The 17,563-nt window shown below is 60.6% G+C and carries 15 protein-coding genes and 1 rRNA gene; 9 read left to right on the forward strand and 7 right to left on the reverse strand.

Annotated elements, in window-relative coordinates; all coding sequences use genetic code 11:
- Nucleotides 1-9 precede the first annotated feature (9 nt).
- The 5 genes from HBN98_RS09495 (at nucleotide 10) to HBN98_RS09515 (ending at nucleotide 6,046) form a co-directional block, all read left to right on the forward strand.
- The gene (locus HBN98_RS09495; protein WP_083367918.1) at nucleotides 10-1,740 is read left to right on the forward strand and encodes a J domain-containing protein; all 1,731 of its coding nucleotides are present in this window, start codon (nucleotides 10-12) and stop codon (nucleotides 1,738-1,740) included.
- A 156-nt stretch (nucleotides 1,741-1,896) separates the two neighbouring features.
- Nucleotides 1,897-2,217, forward strand: coding sequence for a hypothetical protein (locus HBN98_RS09500; RefSeq protein WP_064589186.1), 321 nt, complete (start codon nucleotides 1,897-1,899; stop codon nucleotides 2,215-2,217).
- A 139-nt stretch (nucleotides 2,218-2,356) separates the two neighbouring features.
- Nucleotides 2,357-4,051, forward strand: a complete 1,695-nt coding sequence (locus HBN98_RS09505) for an acid phosphatase (RefSeq protein WP_083367917.1) — start codon at nucleotides 2,357-2,359, stop codon at nucleotides 4,049-4,051.
- A gap of 119 nt (nucleotides 4,052-4,170) precedes the next feature.
- Nucleotides 4,171-5,352, forward strand: coding sequence for a hypothetical protein (locus tag HBN98_RS09510; protein ID WP_083367916.1), 1,182 nt, complete (start codon nucleotides 4,171-4,173; stop codon nucleotides 5,350-5,352).
- 178 nt (nucleotides 5,353-5,530) lie between these two features.
- Nucleotides 5,531-6,046: an SET domain-containing protein gene (locus HBN98_RS09515; protein WP_083367915.1), complete on the forward strand. Its 516-nt coding sequence runs from the start codon at nucleotides 5,531-5,533 to the stop codon at nucleotides 6,044-6,046.
- A gap of 6 nt (nucleotides 6,047-6,052) precedes the next feature.
- Here the strand turns inward: HBN98_RS09515 and can are convergent, their stop codons facing one another.
- The gene (can, locus tag HBN98_RS09520; RefSeq protein ID WP_064589190.1) at nucleotides 6,053-6,697 is read right to left on the reverse strand and encodes a carbonate dehydratase; all 645 of its coding nucleotides are present in this window, start codon (nucleotides 6,695-6,697) and stop codon (nucleotides 6,053-6,055) included.
- Between the two features lie 141 nt (nucleotides 6,698-6,838).
- Here can and HBN98_RS09525 point away from each other — a divergent pair, with 141 nt between their 5' ends.
- Entirely contained in the window at nucleotides 6,839-7,243 is a 405-nt protein-coding gene (locus HBN98_RS09525; protein WP_083367914.1) for a serine kinase/phosphatase, read from the forward strand.
- Between the two features lie 113 nt (nucleotides 7,244-7,356).
- Here the strand turns inward: HBN98_RS09525 and rimI are convergent, their stop codons facing one another.
- Both rimI and HBN98_RS09535 read right to left on the reverse strand, forming a co-directional pair.
- Complete coding sequence (gene rimI, locus HBN98_RS09530; protein ID WP_064589192.1) at nucleotides 7,357-7,809, reverse strand: ribosomal protein S18-alanine N-acetyltransferase; 453 nt, start codon at nucleotides 7,807-7,809, stop codon at nucleotides 7,357-7,359.
- Nucleotides 7,802-8,548 (reverse strand): energy transducer TonB, encoded by a 747-nt coding sequence (locus HBN98_RS09535; RefSeq protein WP_083367913.1) that lies wholly within the window; start codon nucleotides 8,546-8,548, stop codon nucleotides 7,802-7,804. Before HBN98_RS09535 ends, rimI begins: the two co-directional genes overlap by 8 nt.
- A 232-nt stretch (nucleotides 8,549-8,780) precedes the next feature.
- Here HBN98_RS09535 and mksB point away from each other — a divergent pair, with 232 nt between their 5' ends.
- Genes mksB through mksF form a run of 3 tightly spaced genes read left to right on the forward strand, consistent with a single transcriptional unit; the run spans nucleotide 8,781 to nucleotide 13,592 of the window.
- A complete protein-coding gene (mksB, locus tag HBN98_RS09540; protein ID WP_064589194.1) occupies nucleotides 8,781-10,064 on the forward strand; it encodes an Mks condensin complex protein MksB in 1,284 nt (427 codons plus the stop codon).
- Nucleotides 10,054-10,755, forward strand: coding sequence for an Mks condensin complex protein MksE (gene mksE / locus HBN98_RS09545; RefSeq protein WP_064589195.1), 702 nt, complete (start codon nucleotides 10,054-10,056; stop codon nucleotides 10,753-10,755). The genes mksB and mksE overlap by 11 nt, the downstream gene beginning before the upstream one ends.
- On the forward strand, nucleotides 10,752-13,592 hold the full coding sequence (mksF, locus tag HBN98_RS09550; RefSeq protein ID WP_083367912.1) for an Mks condensin complex protein MksF: 2,841 nt from the start codon (nucleotides 10,752-10,754) through the stop codon (nucleotides 13,590-13,592). Before mksE ends, mksF begins: the two co-directional genes overlap by 4 nt.
- 183 nt (nucleotides 13,593-13,775) lie before the next feature.
- Here the strand turns inward: mksF and HBN98_RS09555 are convergent, their stop codons facing one another.
- From HBN98_RS09555 to rrf, 4 genes are all read right to left on the reverse strand, one after another.
- A complete protein-coding gene (locus tag HBN98_RS09555) occupies nucleotides 13,776-16,079 on the reverse strand; it encodes a PqiB family protein (protein WP_064589197.1) in 2,304 nt (767 codons plus the stop codon).
- Nucleotides 16,072-16,695, reverse strand: a complete 624-nt coding sequence (locus tag HBN98_RS09560; RefSeq protein WP_083367911.1) for a paraquat-inducible protein A — start codon at nucleotides 16,693-16,695, stop codon at nucleotides 16,072-16,074. Before HBN98_RS09560 ends, HBN98_RS09555 begins: the two co-directional genes overlap by 8 nt.
- Entirely contained in the window at nucleotides 16,682-17,341 is a 660-nt protein-coding gene (locus tag HBN98_RS09565; RefSeq protein WP_064589199.1) for a paraquat-inducible protein A, read from the reverse strand. Before HBN98_RS09565 ends, HBN98_RS09560 begins: the two co-directional genes overlap by 14 nt.
- 147 nt (nucleotides 17,342-17,488) lie before the next feature.
- Nucleotides 17,489-17,563 (reverse strand): 5S ribosomal RNA (rrf, locus tag HBN98_RS28405); the annotation flags it as partial.

Here is a 17,563-nt window from a genome sequence, read left to right on the forward strand (position 1 = left end):
AGACTGGCCATGGATTGCTGGTCCGTTCTGCACCTGTCCGATGACGCCGAAGTTCGCGATATCAAGCGCAGCTATGCGCGCCTGCTGAAAACCTTCAGGCCTGATGAGGATCCCGAAGGCTTCCAGCGCTTGCGCGAAGCCTACGAACGCGCGCTGGCGATTGCCCAATGGCGCCTGGAAAACGCCGAACAGGAAGACGATGACACCGACGTCCCAGTCGCCACCGCGTCCAGTGCGTTTGCCGCGCTGGCGCTCGATAATGCACTGGCCAACAGCCCCGGCCAGGCGCAAAACCAGCCGTGGGATTTTGCCGCGCTGGGGTTTTCGCCCGTCAGTCCGGCAGCCCCGGAGCCGTTTGCGCCGCCAGCGATGGACGACGTCCTGCGTGTCGAGCCGCTGACTACGGACGGGGGCGTCGACGCGTACAGGCTTGAAGCGCAAGCCGCATGGCAACTGCTTCAAAACCTGTCGCCAGAAAACCTCGGCGAGCGCTGGGATCAGGCGCAACAACAAGGCTGCGCAAAGGCCTTCGAAACGCTGTTGCTGCAACGGTGTATTGAACATCAACCACTACGCGGCCCGATACTGCACTGGGCCGTGGAGCAGCTTGGATGGTTGGGGCCCTGGCAAGAAGTGCTGATGAATGATCGCCAGCGCGCCATGCTCGCCGAGAACCTGATGGCCGACTATCGAAACGCCTTGCAGGTGCTGCTCGAAAGCCAGAGCGAACGTGAGTTTCTCAACTTGCTCAAGCACTACAGCGGCCAGCCGTGGCTCCAGGTATTCGATCGCCGCGAGCAATGGCAGCAAAATCTGCTGCATCTGCTCAATGACCATGAGTGGAGCGTGCCGCTGTTCGACCGGATCGGCCAATTGTTCGGCTGGGATCACACCAAAGGCTTGCACCCGCAACCGGACTGGCTCTGGGAAACGTTGATCGAACGCTGCAATCAGGAAAGTTTCTACGACAACCTGCGGGCCAAGGCTGAAAGCGACCGGACGTGGGCGGCCGACGTTCAGGCGGCGCATCTGTTGCTCAACCCGTTAAAGCCCCTGCAACAGAAGAAGATCATCGACGGCTTTGGGCAGAATGAATGGCAGGCCTGCCACGATCTGTCGGAAAAGCTCAAATGGCGCTTCCCGCAGCTGCTCGCGCGATTGCCTTACGCTGACGTTTTTTACTGGCGGCGGTTTTTGCCACGGCCCATCGCTGCCGAAACCTGGGTGCGGGTGTGGACGGCCATTGCCTTGGCGCTGTTCCTGTTCTATCTGCCCTCGCACCAAAAAGACGCGGTAACCCTGTTCTTGATTCCGATGATCTTTGCGTGCGTGCCGGTGTGGTTCTTTCGTTTTGCGCTGAGTTGGTGGGTGGTGCTCACATCTCACGTGATCGTTGCCGATCTGTGGCTGACCGAAGGGCTGATTCCGCGCCGATGGAATCCTGATACCCACTGGCTGGTAATACGCCACGGGGTGCCGCAGGCGGTCATGGTGCTGCTGTTTTCGCTGCTGCTCGGGCCGTTGGGCGCGCTCACTTACATGGGCGTGATCCTGATCGGACTGGTACACAAACGACGAATCGGGTCGCTCGACCCACAGCTGAGCAATAACCACCCTTGGCTGACCGCGCTGCACTGGGCGCACTTCAGTCCGCTGCAACTGCTGTTTCTGGTGGTGATGACCGCGATAACGGCGGCCAGCAGGCTCGGCTATTCCTTGCACTCGCTGATGCCCGGCTAGAACAACAGCGGGCTGGAGGACTCCGACAACGTAGAGATCCTCTTCTTACACAGGCTGTCGCACTGTCCCACGCAACACACAGGACAGTGCTGACAGTTCCTGGCCGTGTCTTCGTTTAGCTTGTCCAGGACCAAAAACCTGTCCAAGGAAGAACCGATGACACCGATATCCAAAACGCTTGAAGAACTGATCCGTGAAATTTATCAGGACGGCAGCGTCTCCGTAGTCGAGTACAAGACACTGCGCGACGATGCCGACCGACGCATGGAGGCGGTCATTCAAGAGTTCGGCCAGCACAACAACCTGACGGCTTTCCAGAAAGCAATGGATGTTGCGATGCAATTGCTGCAGACCACTGTCATTGATGCGAAGAAAGCCCGATTGACTGACACCGGCGAAGCCATTGTCAAAGATGCGGTCACCGCCCAGGTCGAATACCTGCGTGCAGGCAGTGAGCTTGCGTTGCGCCTTTTGTAATCGAGTGAATACCTGTGGGAGCTGACCTGGTCGCTCCCACATTTTTTTGCCGCACCTCAAATCGTCACCCAACCGTCACATTCCCTTGCTAGCGTCCGCCCGAAACAATCTGAAACAATTAAGCAGAACGGGCTGACAGATGAAAGACGAGAAAGACGGCACTGACGCACCTGAATCCAACGATCCCACCGACACCAGTCGCCGCCGTTTTCTCGGCGGTGTTGCCGTCCTCGGCGTGGGTGCCACGCTCGCCGGCTGCGGTAACGCCAGCGACCAGCCGGGCAAACCAGCCGAACGCCCGCTGACCCCGACCGAGCTGGACAAAGCCCTGCGCGAGCAGGTGAAAACCGTGGTGGTGATCTACGCCGAGAACCGCAGCTTCAACAACCTGTTCGGTGATTTCCCCGGTGTCGAAAAGCCGCTGTCGGCGCTCAAGCCTGCCGATTACCAGCAACGTGACCGCGATGGCAGCCTGCTGCAGACCCTGCCACCGGTCTGGGGCGGCGTGTTGCAGATTGGCCCGCAAACCCTCGATGGCGTGACCTACCCCAGCGCCACGCAGTTTCAGGAAAACCTGCCCAACGCGCCGTTCGCCCTCAAAGGCCCGAATGGCGAAGACCTGCCGTTCGGCCTGGTCACCCGCGACCTGTGGCACGTGTTTTATCAGAACCAGATGCAGATCAACGGCGGCAAGAACGATGGTTTCGTCGCCTGGGCTGACTCCGGTGGCCTGACCATGGGGCACTACGCCCAGAGCCGTTATTCCCTGCGCCTGTGGGATGTGGCGCAGGAGTTCGTGCTGTGCGACAACTTCTTCCAGGGTACCTTCGGTGGCTCGTTCCTTAACCATCAATACCTGATCAGCGCCACCGCGCCGTTCTATCCGGACGCCGCCAATTCGGTGGCCAAGTCGCAGATCGCCACGCTGCAAAGTAATGACCCGACCGATCCGCGCCTCAAGCCGCTGGAGCAGTCGCCGGCCAGCGCCATGAGTGGCCCGCCGCAGTTCGGCCCGAGTGCACTGACCCCGGACGGCTTTGGCGTCAACACCCTCGCCCCGCCCTATTGGCCAACGTGGATTCGCGACCCGGAACGCCCGGAATATTCCAAGGCCGATCTGCCCAACGTACTGGTACCGCAGACCCACGAACACATCGGCGACAAGCTGTCGAAGAAGAACGTCGACTGGGCCTGGTACGCCGGCGCCTGGCAGGCAACGCTGGAGCAGTACAAGGATTCCGGCGGGATTCCGAAGATCCCCAACTTCCAGTATCACCACCAGCCGTTCAACTACTTCAAGCAGCAAGGTCCGGAGAACCCGCAAGAGCGCAACAAACGCCTGCGCGATGCCGGCCTGGGCGATGAATCGAGCACCAACAAATTCTTCGCCGATGCCGAGGCCGGCAAGCTGCCGGCGGTGACGTTCTACAAGCCCCAGGGCAACCTGAACATGCACGCCGGTTATGCCGACGTCGCCTCCGGTGACCGGCACATCGTCCGCGCCCTGAAGGTGCTGCGCGAAAGCCCGCAGTGGAAAAACATGGTGGTGATCGTCACCGTCGATGAAAACGGCGGCTGGTGGGACCACGTGGCGCCGCCCAAGGGTGACCGCTGGGGGCCGGGGTCGCGGGTGCCGGCGCTGGTGGTGTCGCCGTTCGCGCGCAAAGGCACGGTGGATCACACGGTCTACGACACGGCGTCGATCCTGCGTCTGATCACTCGGGTGTTTCAACTGGAAACCCTGGACGGTCTCAAACAACGTGACGAGGCGATGATCGCCCGCGGTCAGAAACCCATGGGCGACTTGACCAACGCCCTGCATTTTCAGGCTTGAAATCGGGTTCTGCGGGCTGACGCAAAAAACCGTGAATGACGGCTTCTCTGTGCAACACGGCTGATCCAATATGAAGCGCCCCAAACTTCCGGGGAACCCACGCTGAAAAGGATCTGAGCATGTTCAAACTCGCAGGACTCACCCCCGCTGCAATGGCCCTCGCCGCGCTCACCCTGAGCGCGGCCGCCCACGCCGATGTCGACCTGAAACTGGGCAGCACCGAACGCGTCACCCGCCTCTTCGCCTACCCCAACAACTGCAGTGTGATCTGCTATCGCAACTGGTCGCTGGAACAGACCGTCGCCCACTACCTGAGCCAGAGCGTGCAACGCGACGGCTACGCCAATGCCAAGGTGCTGGTGAAGAATGATAACGGGCAGGTTTACGTCGAAATCAGCGGCGTACCGCAAGGCTACGACAAGCCGCTGTCGGCGCTGCTCGATGCCGGCGATCTGGCCTATAACGGCGCCAGCAAGCTCAACGCCGATGGCAAATGGGCCTACAGCTGGTACCTGTTCCTGCCGCTGGGCATGGCTTTGGAAAACCGCAAGAGTGTCGAGCTGTTGCACTTCCCGCCGGACTATTCGCTGACCCAGGCTCAGGACTACCTGCGCTCGAACACCACTGATCGCTGGGCCACCCTGCTGAGCGACAACGGCATTCCGGCTGACCAGACCCCGGCGTATCAGACCATCATCGACATCGCGCCAATCGCGGCGCCGTCCAACGCTGGCAGTGATCTGGAAGGGGTCTACGACTACTTCAAGGATTACCAGACCACACTGGTCAAGCAGTTCAGCCAGACCACCAGCGGCACGACGCTGCCGATGGTGGCCTTCGGCGCGCCGGTGCGTAACTGGATCAAGCAGCAATACGGGCCGACCGTCGGCGTGTTGGGGCTGGCGACCATCAGCCCGAGCACGGGCGTGAATGTGCCGGTGCTGGGCTCCAACCACCCGAGTTACATCTGGTACGCCGCCGACCCGGCCAGCTACAACGGCGATGAAGCCAAGGCCGATGCCGCCGGGCTGAAAGTAATGGGCCAGGACTTGAGTGCGGCCTGCTGGCAAGCGGGCATGGGCAGCAAACCGGGTACCGATCCGAAAACCCTGCTCAACAGCTGCACGCAGACCTGGCAAGTGACGCAAAAGGTCAAGACTTGCGAGTTGTTCTACACCTCGATCCGCAACCTGACCCCGGCGCAGGCTGCCGCCAAGTGCTCGACCACGCCGGTCAAGGCGCAGCTGCAACAGCTTCAGGGAGAATTGCCGGCCACTGCGGTGCCCGCGCCTCACCTGTGATTCGCTGAAAATACTTCCCGTGTAAGTGATGACTGACGCGGGAAGTAGCGAAGTTCGCCTGTCAGATCTGACAGTAGACGGATCGTGAGATCCGCGAAATGATCGAATCTAAATAGTGTTGCAGCGCTGACAGGATGTCAGACCAGAGAAGTCGCAGCATTTGCTGACAGGGACCGTTATGAACACTCACGCACTTCAGCACCACGTCTCCCGCGATGCCCCCGGCATCTACCCGTTTGCCGGGTTGCCTGTGCGCCTGGGCTTCCCGTCCACCGTCGATTTCGAAGTCATTCAGGATGAGCATGGCCCTGTGGCCGTGGTGGCACGCCGGGATTTCTTGCGCACCACCCGCATGTGCCGCATTTCCGGGCAGTTGCTGCCCTATCGGTGCCGCCAGACCCGCCAGCTACTCACCGGCATCCATATCTACGACCCGCGCTTCTGCGGGCTGCTCGAACATGCCTGCGACCCGAACGCGTTCCTCGACATGAGCGAACTGTGGCTATGGGCGTTGCGCGATATTCATCAGGGTGAACGCCTGACCATCGACTTCACCGCCACCGAAGACCGCCTCTTGCAGCAGTTCGCCTGTACTTGCGGCGGGCCGCGCTGCCGTGGGTGGATCACCGGTTACGATGAACCACCCAGTATCGAGGGCCAGCACTTCCTGCAGCGCTGGTGGCATACGCACTGACCGGACTTACAACGCGCCGATCGGACGCAAACGGTACTGCGGCGGCAGTTGCTCGAAACCGCTAATGGTGGTGTTCAGGCTCTTCCAGCGACCGTCCTTGATGCCATAGATGCAACCGTGGATCGACAGACTCTGCCCGCGATGCCAGGCGTTCTGAATGATGCTGGTGTGGGCCACGTTGGCCACTTGCTGGACGACGTTGAGTTCGCACAGCCGATCGACCTGCTCTTCCTCGGTCGGCAGCTTGGCCAGTTCTTCACGTTTTTCGTAATACAAGTCACGGATCGAGCGCAGCCAGCCATCGATCAGGCCGAACTGACGATCCTGCATCGACGCCCGCACCCCGCCGCAACCGTAGTGACCGGTGACGAGGATGTGTTTGACCTTGAGCACGTCGACCGCGTACTGGATCACCGACAGGCAATTGAGGTCAGTGTGCAGCACCACGTTGGCGACATTGCGGTGAACGAACAGATCGCCCGGCAACATGCCGACGATCTCGTTGGCCGGCACCCGTGCGTCGGAGCAGCCGATCCACAGATATTCCGGGGTCTGCTGGCGTGCCAGTTTGGCGAAGAACTCCGGATCTTCCTTGGTGATCGCGTCAGCCCAACGCTCGTTGTTATCAATCAGGTCTTGTAAGTCGTGCATGGTGTAAGGCCTCAAGAAAGATGCGCTGGTATGACAGACGGCCACCCGTCGGGGTCACGTAAGGATCGCAAAGTGTTTTCGTTGGAATTCTTGGGTGTCCGGTGAGTCCACCTAGTAAGGCCCACAGTATGAGGAATAGCCATGACTGATTCACGACGTCCGTACGATGCGGTGCAACCTGAACCCATCGATGATAACGAAGACCGTATGGGCTCGGTGCATGAGCTGGATTTCGACGACGAACAGCCCAGCGCGAAGATCGGTGATGAATTGCCCGAACGCGAACGCGAGCAGTTGATGCCAGAGGAGCGTGTGCGTGAGGCGGGGCTCACAGGTGCATCGACTGCTGATCATGAACCGACTGATGATGATATGAGCCCGGAAACACTGATCCATGAAGATGGGGCACGGGACGCCGGTGAAACGGGCGAAGACAATCCGGCGGATTGGGATTTGAGCGTGGTCGATGAAGATGACATCGGTGGCGGCAATGGTCTGGATGAGGCGGAATTGGCGCGGCGTGATCCGATTGATGGCAACCGCTGATCACCCGCCATCATGCGATCCCCTGTAGGAGCTGCCGCAGGCTGCGATCTTTTGACTTTGATTTTTGAAGGTCAAGATCAAAAAATCGCAACCTTCGGCAGCGCCTACAGTATTCAGTCAACCAGGGTGCAGGCCATCACCACGGCATCTTCACGCCCACCCACCGCCGGATAGTAATCCCGGCGCCGGCCGATCTCGTTGAAGCCATAGCGCTCATACAGCCTGAACGCTGCGGTATTGCTGTCACGCACTTCCAGAAAACATTCCCGTGCCGAGGCCGCATACGCCCGCGACATCAGATGCTCAAGCAATGTCAGGCCCAGCCCGCGCCCCTGATTCTCCGGTTTGACCGTGATGTTCAGCAGGTGCGCTTCATCCAGAATGATCTGCACCACCCCGTGGCCGACCTGCTGCTGGCCTTCGAACATCAGCCAGATCTGGTACTTGCCCAGTCCGTCGAGAAAAATCCCGCGGGTCCAGGGATGGCTGTACGCCGCGTATTCAATCTTCAATACCGCGTCCAGGTCCGCCTCGGTCATCGGGCGGAACGATACAGCTTCACTCATTCGATTCTTTCCAGCGCGCCATCAGCCGACGCATGGCTTGCCACACAGCGGCTTTGCGCTGTGGCTCTTCCATTAACAATTCCAGACCGGGGATAGCCCAGGCCAGGCCCAGGCCTTCAATCTGCAATTCACTGTTGAATGCTTCGGCGTCCGCTTCACCGGCAAAGCGCACTGCCGGCAGGCCGATCAGCCACAGGCAGGCGCAAGGCGCCGCTTCTATTTGCACCGAGAGGAAGCCCTGCACAAAGTCGCGGGCCGCTTCCGGGCCTTGATCCATGGTGCCGCGGTTCAGCCATGGCCAGCGCACCGGCTCGCCGACGATTTGCGGCGCATCCGGCAGACCGGCGGCGCGCAGCATGTCTTTGAGCAGCAGATAGGCCGGGTCACGGCTCTGGAACGCTTCGCCTGTGGGTAACTCCACCAGCAGCAGACAAGCCCCGGCGCGCAGCAATTGCAGGGCGAAACGCGGTGGCGGCACGGGTGCGGGTTTGACGACGACCGGCGCCTCTTCAACCTCTTCCACCGGTTTGGCGCCATTGCGGGTACTGGCAAGCGACGGACGCGGGACTTCGATTTTCGGCCGCTCGACCGGACGCGCGGCCGGTTGCACCGCCGCTTCGGCCTGCACGACCGGCATCAGCGCCACCTCTGGCTCGGGCTCGGGCATGTCCAGCAGCTCGGGCCGCGACGGGGCGGCGAAGGGCAATTCGGTGCGCGGCAGCCAGTTGACCACCTGCATGGCGTTCAAATAGGCGCGGCGGCGGGACTCGATAAGCAAAGGTCGGCCACTTGTGGATAACTGAAAGTGCGCTGATTCTACCGCCCTTCGCTCAAGATCGCTTGCTGTTGATCGATCGTCTTGGGCCACGCGCTTGCCGCAGAAAACGCGACAGCCCGTCCCGAGAGTGAATCGCAGCGTTCATGATGCAGTACAATCGCGGCTTTTAATCGCCAACCAGCCGGCCATTCCGATGATCGAACCCAAGCGCGTCTTGCGCGCCCTCGCTGAACACTGGGCACTTCTGGAGCCACTGTGCGAGCACTTCGACCAAGGCACCCTGAGCCTCAACGAACTGCGCACGCAACTGGCCGCCCAACAACTGGACAGCACGCCGCAGGACATCACCAGCCTGCTCGACGTGTGGATTCGTCTCGACATTCTGGTCCCCGTGGCGAAAAGCCCGAACCGTTTCGAGCTCAACGCGCAGATCCACGACTTCCTCGCCTACCTGCGCCGCGAGCACCGGCTGGGCCTGTGCCTGGAGATCGAAGCCTACTTGCGCCACCTCGAACGTCTCGCCGGTTACATTCAGGACGCGTTCGACGTTCGCGACGGCAACGATCTCGCCCGCCAGCTGCGCTTGCTCGACATGCGCGTGCGCGACGTGCTGAAAAAGCTCGATAACGACGAGCAGGCCCTGGTGGCCGTGGCCGAACGGGCCAAGACCAGCGACCGGCAGATCCCGCTGCGCCAGCGTTACGCCGAAGTACTGGCGACCTGGGACGAATACGTCGAGCCGATGATCGACCTGGTGAACGCCGACGGTGCCTTCGAACAAGGCGTACGCAAGGTCGAAACCGTGCTGCTGAAGATGCTCAGCGAACAGCAGCGGCTCGGTCATCTGGTCGACGACGACATGCTGCTGCGCACCCACGCGCGCATCCTCGAAATGCAGACCAGCGCCCAACTGACCCTGCGTCACGCACGCGAACTGCTGCTGCCGCTGCGTGAAGAGGCGCGCCGGCACAACGCCGTGACCCGTGGCGCCGCGCTGGCGCTTGCGGCGATTCGCCGTAAAGGCATCGATGCCGTGCCGCAAGCGGCAATGCCGCTGTTCACCCGGCCGCAGAGCACCTTCCTCGGCAGCGCCAGTCAGGTCGAGGCTTACGTCTACGCCCTGGCGCGTTTCGAGCCGAAACCGGCGCGCTTCCCCAAGGCGCACAAGACGCAGAAATCCGGCGACGCGCCACGTGCACCACGCACCGTGCGCGAGATGGTCGAGCGTTGTGAAGAGTCCCTGCCGATGCCGGATCTGATGACCTGGCTGCTGGAGCAGGAACCGGACGGCGCCACTGACGAATTGCTTTATTGGTTCTCGCGCCTGTCGCGGGAAAAACGCTTCAAGCGCGAGCGTCTGGAACGCCGCGAATACCACACTCACGAGCACCAGGTCAGCCTGCGCTCCTTCGCCCTGCTCTCGGCCCGCGACCCTGCCGCCGCCGAGGATTCTGCGAGCATCCCAAATGCATCTTGATCTATCCGAACTGTCCCAACTGGCGCCGATCTTCCGCGAACTGTTCAAGGGCTATCACGTCAGCCGCCGCGACCCGGAACTGTACGCGCAACTGTCGAACTTCCAGGATCAATACCGCACGCTGTTCAAGGCGCTGGGGTTCGAGCTGGTCTGCGACACCCGTGGCTTCTACTACTTCGTGCCGGACATGGCCGCTGCGGCGGTGAACAAGACGGCCCAGCGTCTGGCGCTGTTCACCTTCATCCTTGTCGAGCATCTGGCTGACCAGGGCCGTGACCCGATCGCCGTGCTCGATGGCGGCAGTCTCGGTCGCGAAGAATTGCCGTCGCTGCTGGATAAATACCGCGACCTGTTCATTCAGGCCGAAGTGCAGACGGTTGAAGAGCTCGAAGAAAAAATCATGCGCCGCATGACCCAGCTCGGTTTCGCCGGCGAAGAAAACGGCGTGTACCGCTTCCTTCCGCCAATGCACCGTTTCCTCGACGTGTGCCTGTCGGTGCAGCAAGACCGCGATCTGGCCGCCAGCGTGCACAGCGTTCTGCCATTGCCGGCCCCGGTGCTGATCGACGAAGCCGCCGAAGCCAAATTCCTCGAGACCGACGATCCGCTGGATCTGTCCGAATTTGAAGAAGAAAGCGAAGAAGACGCACTGGCCCGCGCCATTGCCGAAGAACAGGAGTCTGACGCATGAGCCAGGAACGCTACGGCATCCGCCGCTTTGCCCTTTTGAACACCGCCGGTTACAGCCTCGGCCTGTTCCCGCTGGAAGAACCGCTGTCGGTCTACGGCGCGAACAACCTCGGTAAATCGGCGTCGATCAACGCCCTGCAGTTTCCGATTCTGGCGCGCATGTCGGACATGAGTTTCGGCAAATACAGTCTGGAACAATCGCGGCGCTTCTACTTCGCCTCCGACACCAGCTACATCCTCGTCGAAGTGAACCTGCCGCACGGTCCGCACGTGATCGGCGTGGTCGGTCGCGGCCCGGGTGGTGGTTTCGGTCACCAGTTCTTCGCCTATGCCGGCAAGCTCGACCTGGCCCATTACCAGAAGAACGACACCTGCCTGCGCCAGAAAGAGCTGTTCAGCAACCTTGAGAAAGAAGGCCTGAAAGCCTACGAGCTCAAGCCGGACGAACTGCGGCGCTTGCTGGTCGGCGGTCACACCTCGATCCCGCTGGACCTGACGCTGATCCCGCTGCGCTCCACCAGCGAGCAGAGCCTGAAGACCTTCCGCGCGCTGTTCATCAACCTGCTGCACATGCGCGAAATCACTGCGGCCAAGTTGAAACAACTGTTTCTCGATGCCTTCGAGCACAGCCTGCGTTCCGGCAGCGTCGATTACATCGCCGCGTGCGAAGAAGCCTTCCGCGACGTGCGCCGCATGGAGCAGGACTACAACTCGCTGGTCGCTGCCGGCCCACTGGTCGAAGCCTTGGCCAATGGCGTGAAACAGCGCGACGTGCTACGCGGCAAACTGCATCGCCTGTCGCCGCTGCTCGACTCGTTGCTCGGCACTTGGTCGGACTACGCCAGTGCGCGCAAGGAAGAGCTGACCATTCAGGCCGAGCACTACCGTCGCGAGCAGGACGATCTGCAAAACGATCAACGCGGCGGCACGCAGGAGCTGATGCGTCTGGAGCGGGAAATCTCCGGCATCCAGCGCTGGCTCGGCGAGTTGTCGGTGCTGAAGAACCGCTTCGCGCTGGTCGATGACGTCAAAGTGCTGGAGCAACAATTGCTCGCGGCCAAGGACGCCCACGACGAACTGGCCGGTGCGCTGGCACAGTCCCGTCAGTTCAGCGCCGAGGATCTGGAAGAGCGTCTGCGCGATCTGGAAAAACGCCTGAAGTCGGTGAAACAGCAACTCGATCACGCGGACAACAACAGCTACGCCCGTCTGCGCGAAGAGTTCTCGCAGCAGGACGTCGAACGCCTGATGCGCCTGTTCAACAGTGCGCTGTTCAGCCTGCCGCTGGGCGAACATGGCATCACCCTCGACGAGGATGGCCAGTGGGTCAAATCGGTCGAGCTGATCCTTGATGGCTTCAAGGGCGAGCGTTTCGAAGTGCCGGGCCTGTCGATCGACATCTCGCACATCGAGCCGCCGGCTCTGCAAGCGCTGGCCGATCGCGCCGCACTGCGCGACCAGAAAGAGCGTCTGGAAAAAGAACTCAAGCAACTCAAGACCCAACAGGCTGTGGCCGCCGACCGCGCCGCGAGCAAGACCCAGACCGAAGCGCTGTACCAGCAAGTGCTCGACGCGCAGAAAGCCCTGGAAGACTTCCGTCGCACCCAGACCCTGAGCGCCGAAGAAGGCGACAAGCTCGAGCAACTGGCGCAGATGGAAGCCGCGCAAGACGAACTCAAGCGCTCCAGCGATGCGTTCACCGAGCGCGTCCAGCAACTGTCGGCGAAGCTGCAACTGGTCGGCCGGCAGATCGCCGACATGGAAGCCAAGCAACGCACCCTCGACGACGCGCTGCGCCGTCGTCAGCTGCTGCCGGCGGACCTGCCGTTCGGTACGCCGTTCATGGATCCGGTCGACGATTCGATGGACAACCTGCTGCCGCTGCTCAACGACTATCAGGACAGCTGGCAAGGCCTGCTGCGCGCCGACGGTCAGATCGAAGCGCTGTACGCACAGGTGCGCCTCAAAGGCGTGGCCAAGTTCGACAGCGAAGACGATATGGAGCGCCGTCTGTCACTGCTGATCAACGCTTACGCGCACCGTACCGATGAGGCGCTGACGCTGGGCAAAGCCCGCCGCGCGGCCGTCACCGACATCGCCCGAACCCTGCGCAACATCCGCAGCGACTACGACAGCCTCGAGCATCAACTGGCGCTGTTCAACCGCGAGATCAACAAGCGTCAGGTCTCCAACCTGCAGAGCTTCCGCATCGTCCTGGCGCCGAACAAGGAAGCGCTCAAGCACATCGACCAGATCATCCACAGCGCCGGCCAGTACGAAGAAGGCGAAACCCTGTCGGTGTTCGATCTGAGCCAGAGCGCCGAGCAGGACAACAAGAACGAAGAGGCCAAGGAATATCTGGCACGGCTGGTGGCGGCGAACCACAACCAGCTCGGCCTCAAGGACTTGTTCGAACTGGCGTTCGAGATCACCAAGGTCAATGGTCAGCCGGTGATCCACACCGACATCGACGGCGCGGCCTCCAACGGCACCACCATGACCATCAAGGCGCTGACCAACATGTATTTGTTGCTGCACTTGATGGACCGTGATCTGGCCGGTCGCGTGCGCCTGCCGTACTACCTCGACGAGGCGGCAGACATCGACGAGAAGAACCAGGCTGCGCTGCTGGAAACCAGTCTGCAACTGGGCTTCGTGCCGATTCTGGCAAGTGTGAAGCCGCAGGTCTGCGCCAGTGTCGCCATCGACCTGGAAGGCGGCAGCGGCCCGGCGGGCATCTACATCGACGAGGCGGACTGGAAATACATCCGTCGCCACGATGCGGTGAAAGCCACCGTCAATGTTGAAGCGGATGAACCGGAGCTGGATGAGGTTTGATCGGCGTTAACTGAAGACAATAAAAAGGGCCGCGATCTGATGGGATCGCGGCCCTTTTTTATGGCTTGGGGTTTGTGTTGATTTTACGGGCCCTATCGCGAGCAGGCTCACTCCTACAGATGGAATGCGTTCCCTTGTAGGAGTGAGCCTGCTCGCGATGGCGTCCTTACAGACGCCGCAAGGTTACTTACCGAGCGGAATCTTCGGCGCCCACGTCAGCCACTCATCCTCGAACTTGTCGAACAGCGGGAACGTCTGCTCAGCCCGCGCCGGGTTGCCCATGCGTTCACCGTCCGGCGTGGCGAAGGCAATGCCGCCCTGAATCGCCGTCTCCAGCGACTCCGTGCGTACCGTCAGGCCATTGAACAAGCCGATGTCGAAACCGACACCACTGGTGTTCCAGAAACGGCTGCCACTGCGCACCAGCGGCGCGTATTTCGGCTCGATCAAAATGTGCACCAGCACCCGGTCAGCGGTCTGGCCCAGTTCATAACCCGTGACCTTGCCCACGGTGATTTCGCGGTAGGTCACCGGCACGCCAGGTTTCAGCGAACCACGGCGAGCCGCGCTCAGTACCAGACTCAAACCGGCCTCTTGCTTGACCACCTCAGGTGGATTGGCCAGCGCAACGAAGTTCTTTTGCGGGCCAAGATTCTTTGCCGCCGGCAGCACTTCCAGATACTGACCGGTGACCAGGGTTTCCAGGTTCTGGGTCTTGATCAGTCCCAACTCAGGCTTCACCACCCAGAACTGACTGCCGACCCGCGCAATCTTCTCCGGCACTTCAGTGATCCGCGCGGTGATCATCACCGATTGCAGATCGTCGGTCAGGTCGACGTCTTCAATCTTGCCGACGTCCAGCCCTTTGAAACGAATCGGCGTACCTGGGCGCAAGCCATCGGCGCGGTCGACCTTGATCGTCACCAGCGTGCCTTTCTGGTTGGCCTCATCATGGTTGGCGAACAGTCGGAAACGCGGAATACGCTTTTGCAACGGCGCCTTGGCTTGTGGCGTTTCGAACGCGATACCGCCAGCCATCAGCGTCTGCAGTGACTCGCTTTTTACTTGAATCCCGCCGGTCAATCCCCCGGTAAGCGTGATGCCGCTGACGTTCCAGAAGCGCGTCGACGCGTTGACCAGGTTTTCGTATTCCTTCTCGATATGAACGCCGATGACAATCTGCTTTTTGGTCTTGGAGAACTGATAGCTCTGCACCGAGCCGACCTTGACCTGTTTATACAGAATCGGGCTGCCGACTTCGATCGAACCCAGAACGTCGGTGAACAACACCAGGTGCAAGCCCGGGGAACGCAGATCCAATGGCGGGGCTTTTGGCCGGGCCTCGAACTCGCGCTTCGGCGCGGCCCCCTTGTCACCGGGGCGTACGGCGATGTAGTTGCCTTTCACCAATGCTTCGAGCCCGGTAATACCGGCCAGGGAAATCGACGGTTTGACCACCCAGAATTGCGTACCGTCGACCAGATAGTCTTCGGCCAGAGGATCAAGGGTGAGCTCGGCCGTGGCGCTGTTCAGGTCCGGATCGATTTTCAACGCTTTCAGGTTGCCGACTTGAATGCCCTTGTACATCACCGGCGTACGGCCGGCCTGCAGGCCTTCGAAGTCGCTGAGTTTGACCTTGACCCGAATGCCGGCCGCAGCCGCGTCGAAATCTTCATACAGGCGGAACGGCAGGCTTGGATCAGTCGGCGGACTGTCCTTGCGGTTCTCCGGTGTGGCAAAGGCGATACCGCCGGCAACGATACTCGCCAGGGATTCACTGCGGACTTTCACCCCGGACAGGTTGGCATCGATGCTGATGCCGCTGGCGTTCCAGAAACGCGTGTGTTTGCGCACCAGTTTGGCGTAGGTCGGCTCGATGAACACTTTGAGCTCAACGGTGCTCTGGTCTTCGGAGAGCACGTAGCTTTTGATCTGGCCAACCTTGATCTGCTTGTAGAACACCGGGCTGCCACGGTTCAGCGAACCCAGGCGATCGGCCTTGATGGTCAGGTGCAGACCCGGCTTGGAATCCGACAGCGGCGGCTCTTCGGCCAGCGCTTTGAACTTGCGGGTCGGCTCGCCTTCTCCGGGGCTGATGGCGACGTAGTTACCCGAAACCAAGGTTTCCAGACCGGTGATACCGGCCAGGGTCACGCTCGGCTTCACCAGCCAGAAACGCGTGCTGGTCTTGAGGTATTGTTCGACGTCCTTGTTCATCTCGACGGTGGCGATCACCCCTTTGGAGTTGCCTTCGTCGTCGAGCTTCAGCGTCTTCACCTTACCGACCGACATGCCTTTGTACATGACCTCGGTCTTGTTGGCCTGGATGCCCTCACCGCTTTCGAAGCGCACCTGAATCTCGATGCCGGTTTCGTTATAGGCACGCCAGCCGAGCCACCCGCCGATGATCAGGGCGATCAGGGGCAGGACCCAAATGGCAGACCAGTTCGAGGCCGGTCGGGTTTTCGCTACAGGCAGATCAGTCATGGTCGTCGTCCGACTCCGTGTTATCCCAAATCAGTCGGGGATCGAAAGTTACTGCGGCAAGCATCGTCAGAATCACCACACTGGCGAAGGCGATGGCGCCAAGGTTGGCTTCGACACTGGCAAGCCGGCCGAAGTTGACGACCGCCACCAGAATGGCGATCACAAAGATATCGAGCATCGACCAGCGTCCGATGAACTCAATGAAGCGGTACATCCAGATGCGCTGCCGTGCAGACAATGGCTGGCGTCGCTGCACCGAAAACAGCAGCAGCGCGATGCCCACCAGTTTGAAGGTTGGCACCAGAATACTGGCGATGAACACCACGGCGGCGATCGGGATCATGCCGTGCTGCACCAGCTGGATCACGCCGGACATGATCGTGCTCGGATCGCCCTGCCCCAGTGAACTGACGGTCATGATCGGCAGCACGTTGGCCGGAATGTAGATAATCGCCGCGGTGATCAGCAGTGCCCAGGTTCGAGCGAGGCTGTTCGGCCGGCGGGCATGCACCAGCGCTCCGCAGCGCGTGCAGGTTTGCTCGTCGGTGTCCGCGTCCTGCCTGTTCAACTCGTGGCATTCGGTACAGATCAGAATGCCCGCATCAATCGCCCGCATGGGGGTCTTCTCCTGATAGCGCCTGCCAGATCTGATGCGGTGACATCACCACTTCCAGCCAGACCTGCACCAACAACAACGCAATGAAACACACCAACCCGAGGCCGACGGTGATTGCAGCCATGTCCGCCAGTTTGACGATCGCCACCAGGACGCCCATGAGGTAAACCTCGAGCATTCCCCAATCTCTCAGGTGGTGGTAAATGCGGTAGAGCAGCAGGCCGTAGCTGCGGCCGATGTTGAAGCGGATCGTCACCAACACAATCAACTGGCACAGCAACTTGATCAGCGGGATGGCCATGCTGCAGAGGAACACGACGATCGACACGCCCTGCATGTCGGTGTTGAACAGACCGACCACGCCGCTCCAGACCGTGTCATTCGAAGACTGTCCGAGTAGATTGAGCTGCATGATGGGTAAAAAGTTCGCTGGTATATAGAGCAACAATGCCGCGATGACCAGGGCAAGGCTGCGCTGCACCACGTTATGGCGGTGGGCGTACAGCTCGTAACCGCAGCGTGGGCAGAGGGCTTTCTCGCCGTGGGCAAGTTTTGGCTTGCGCATCAGCAGGTCGCACTCGTGACAGGCCACCAAGTCTTCCAGCGGCAAATCTGACAGCCCGGAAGCGTCAACCGACTCTGACATAAAGGCATTGGCTCCGAAAAAGATGGGGCTATTCTAGTGTTCTGATTCGAAAATAACTGTGCAAATTTGTTCGCACGCTAAGTAAAAACTTTCCTGCGGGCAAAACAAAACCCCAACTGCTTTCGCAATTGGGGTTTCGGAATTTAATCTTGACGATGACCTACTCTCACATGGGGAAACCCCACACTACCATCGGCGATGCATCGTTTCACTTCTGAGTTC

This window comes from Pseudomonas koreensis (assembly GCF_012986595.1).
Taxonomy (GTDB): Bacteria; Pseudomonadota; Gammaproteobacteria; order Pseudomonadales; family Pseudomonadaceae; genus Aquipseudomonas; species Aquipseudomonas koreensis.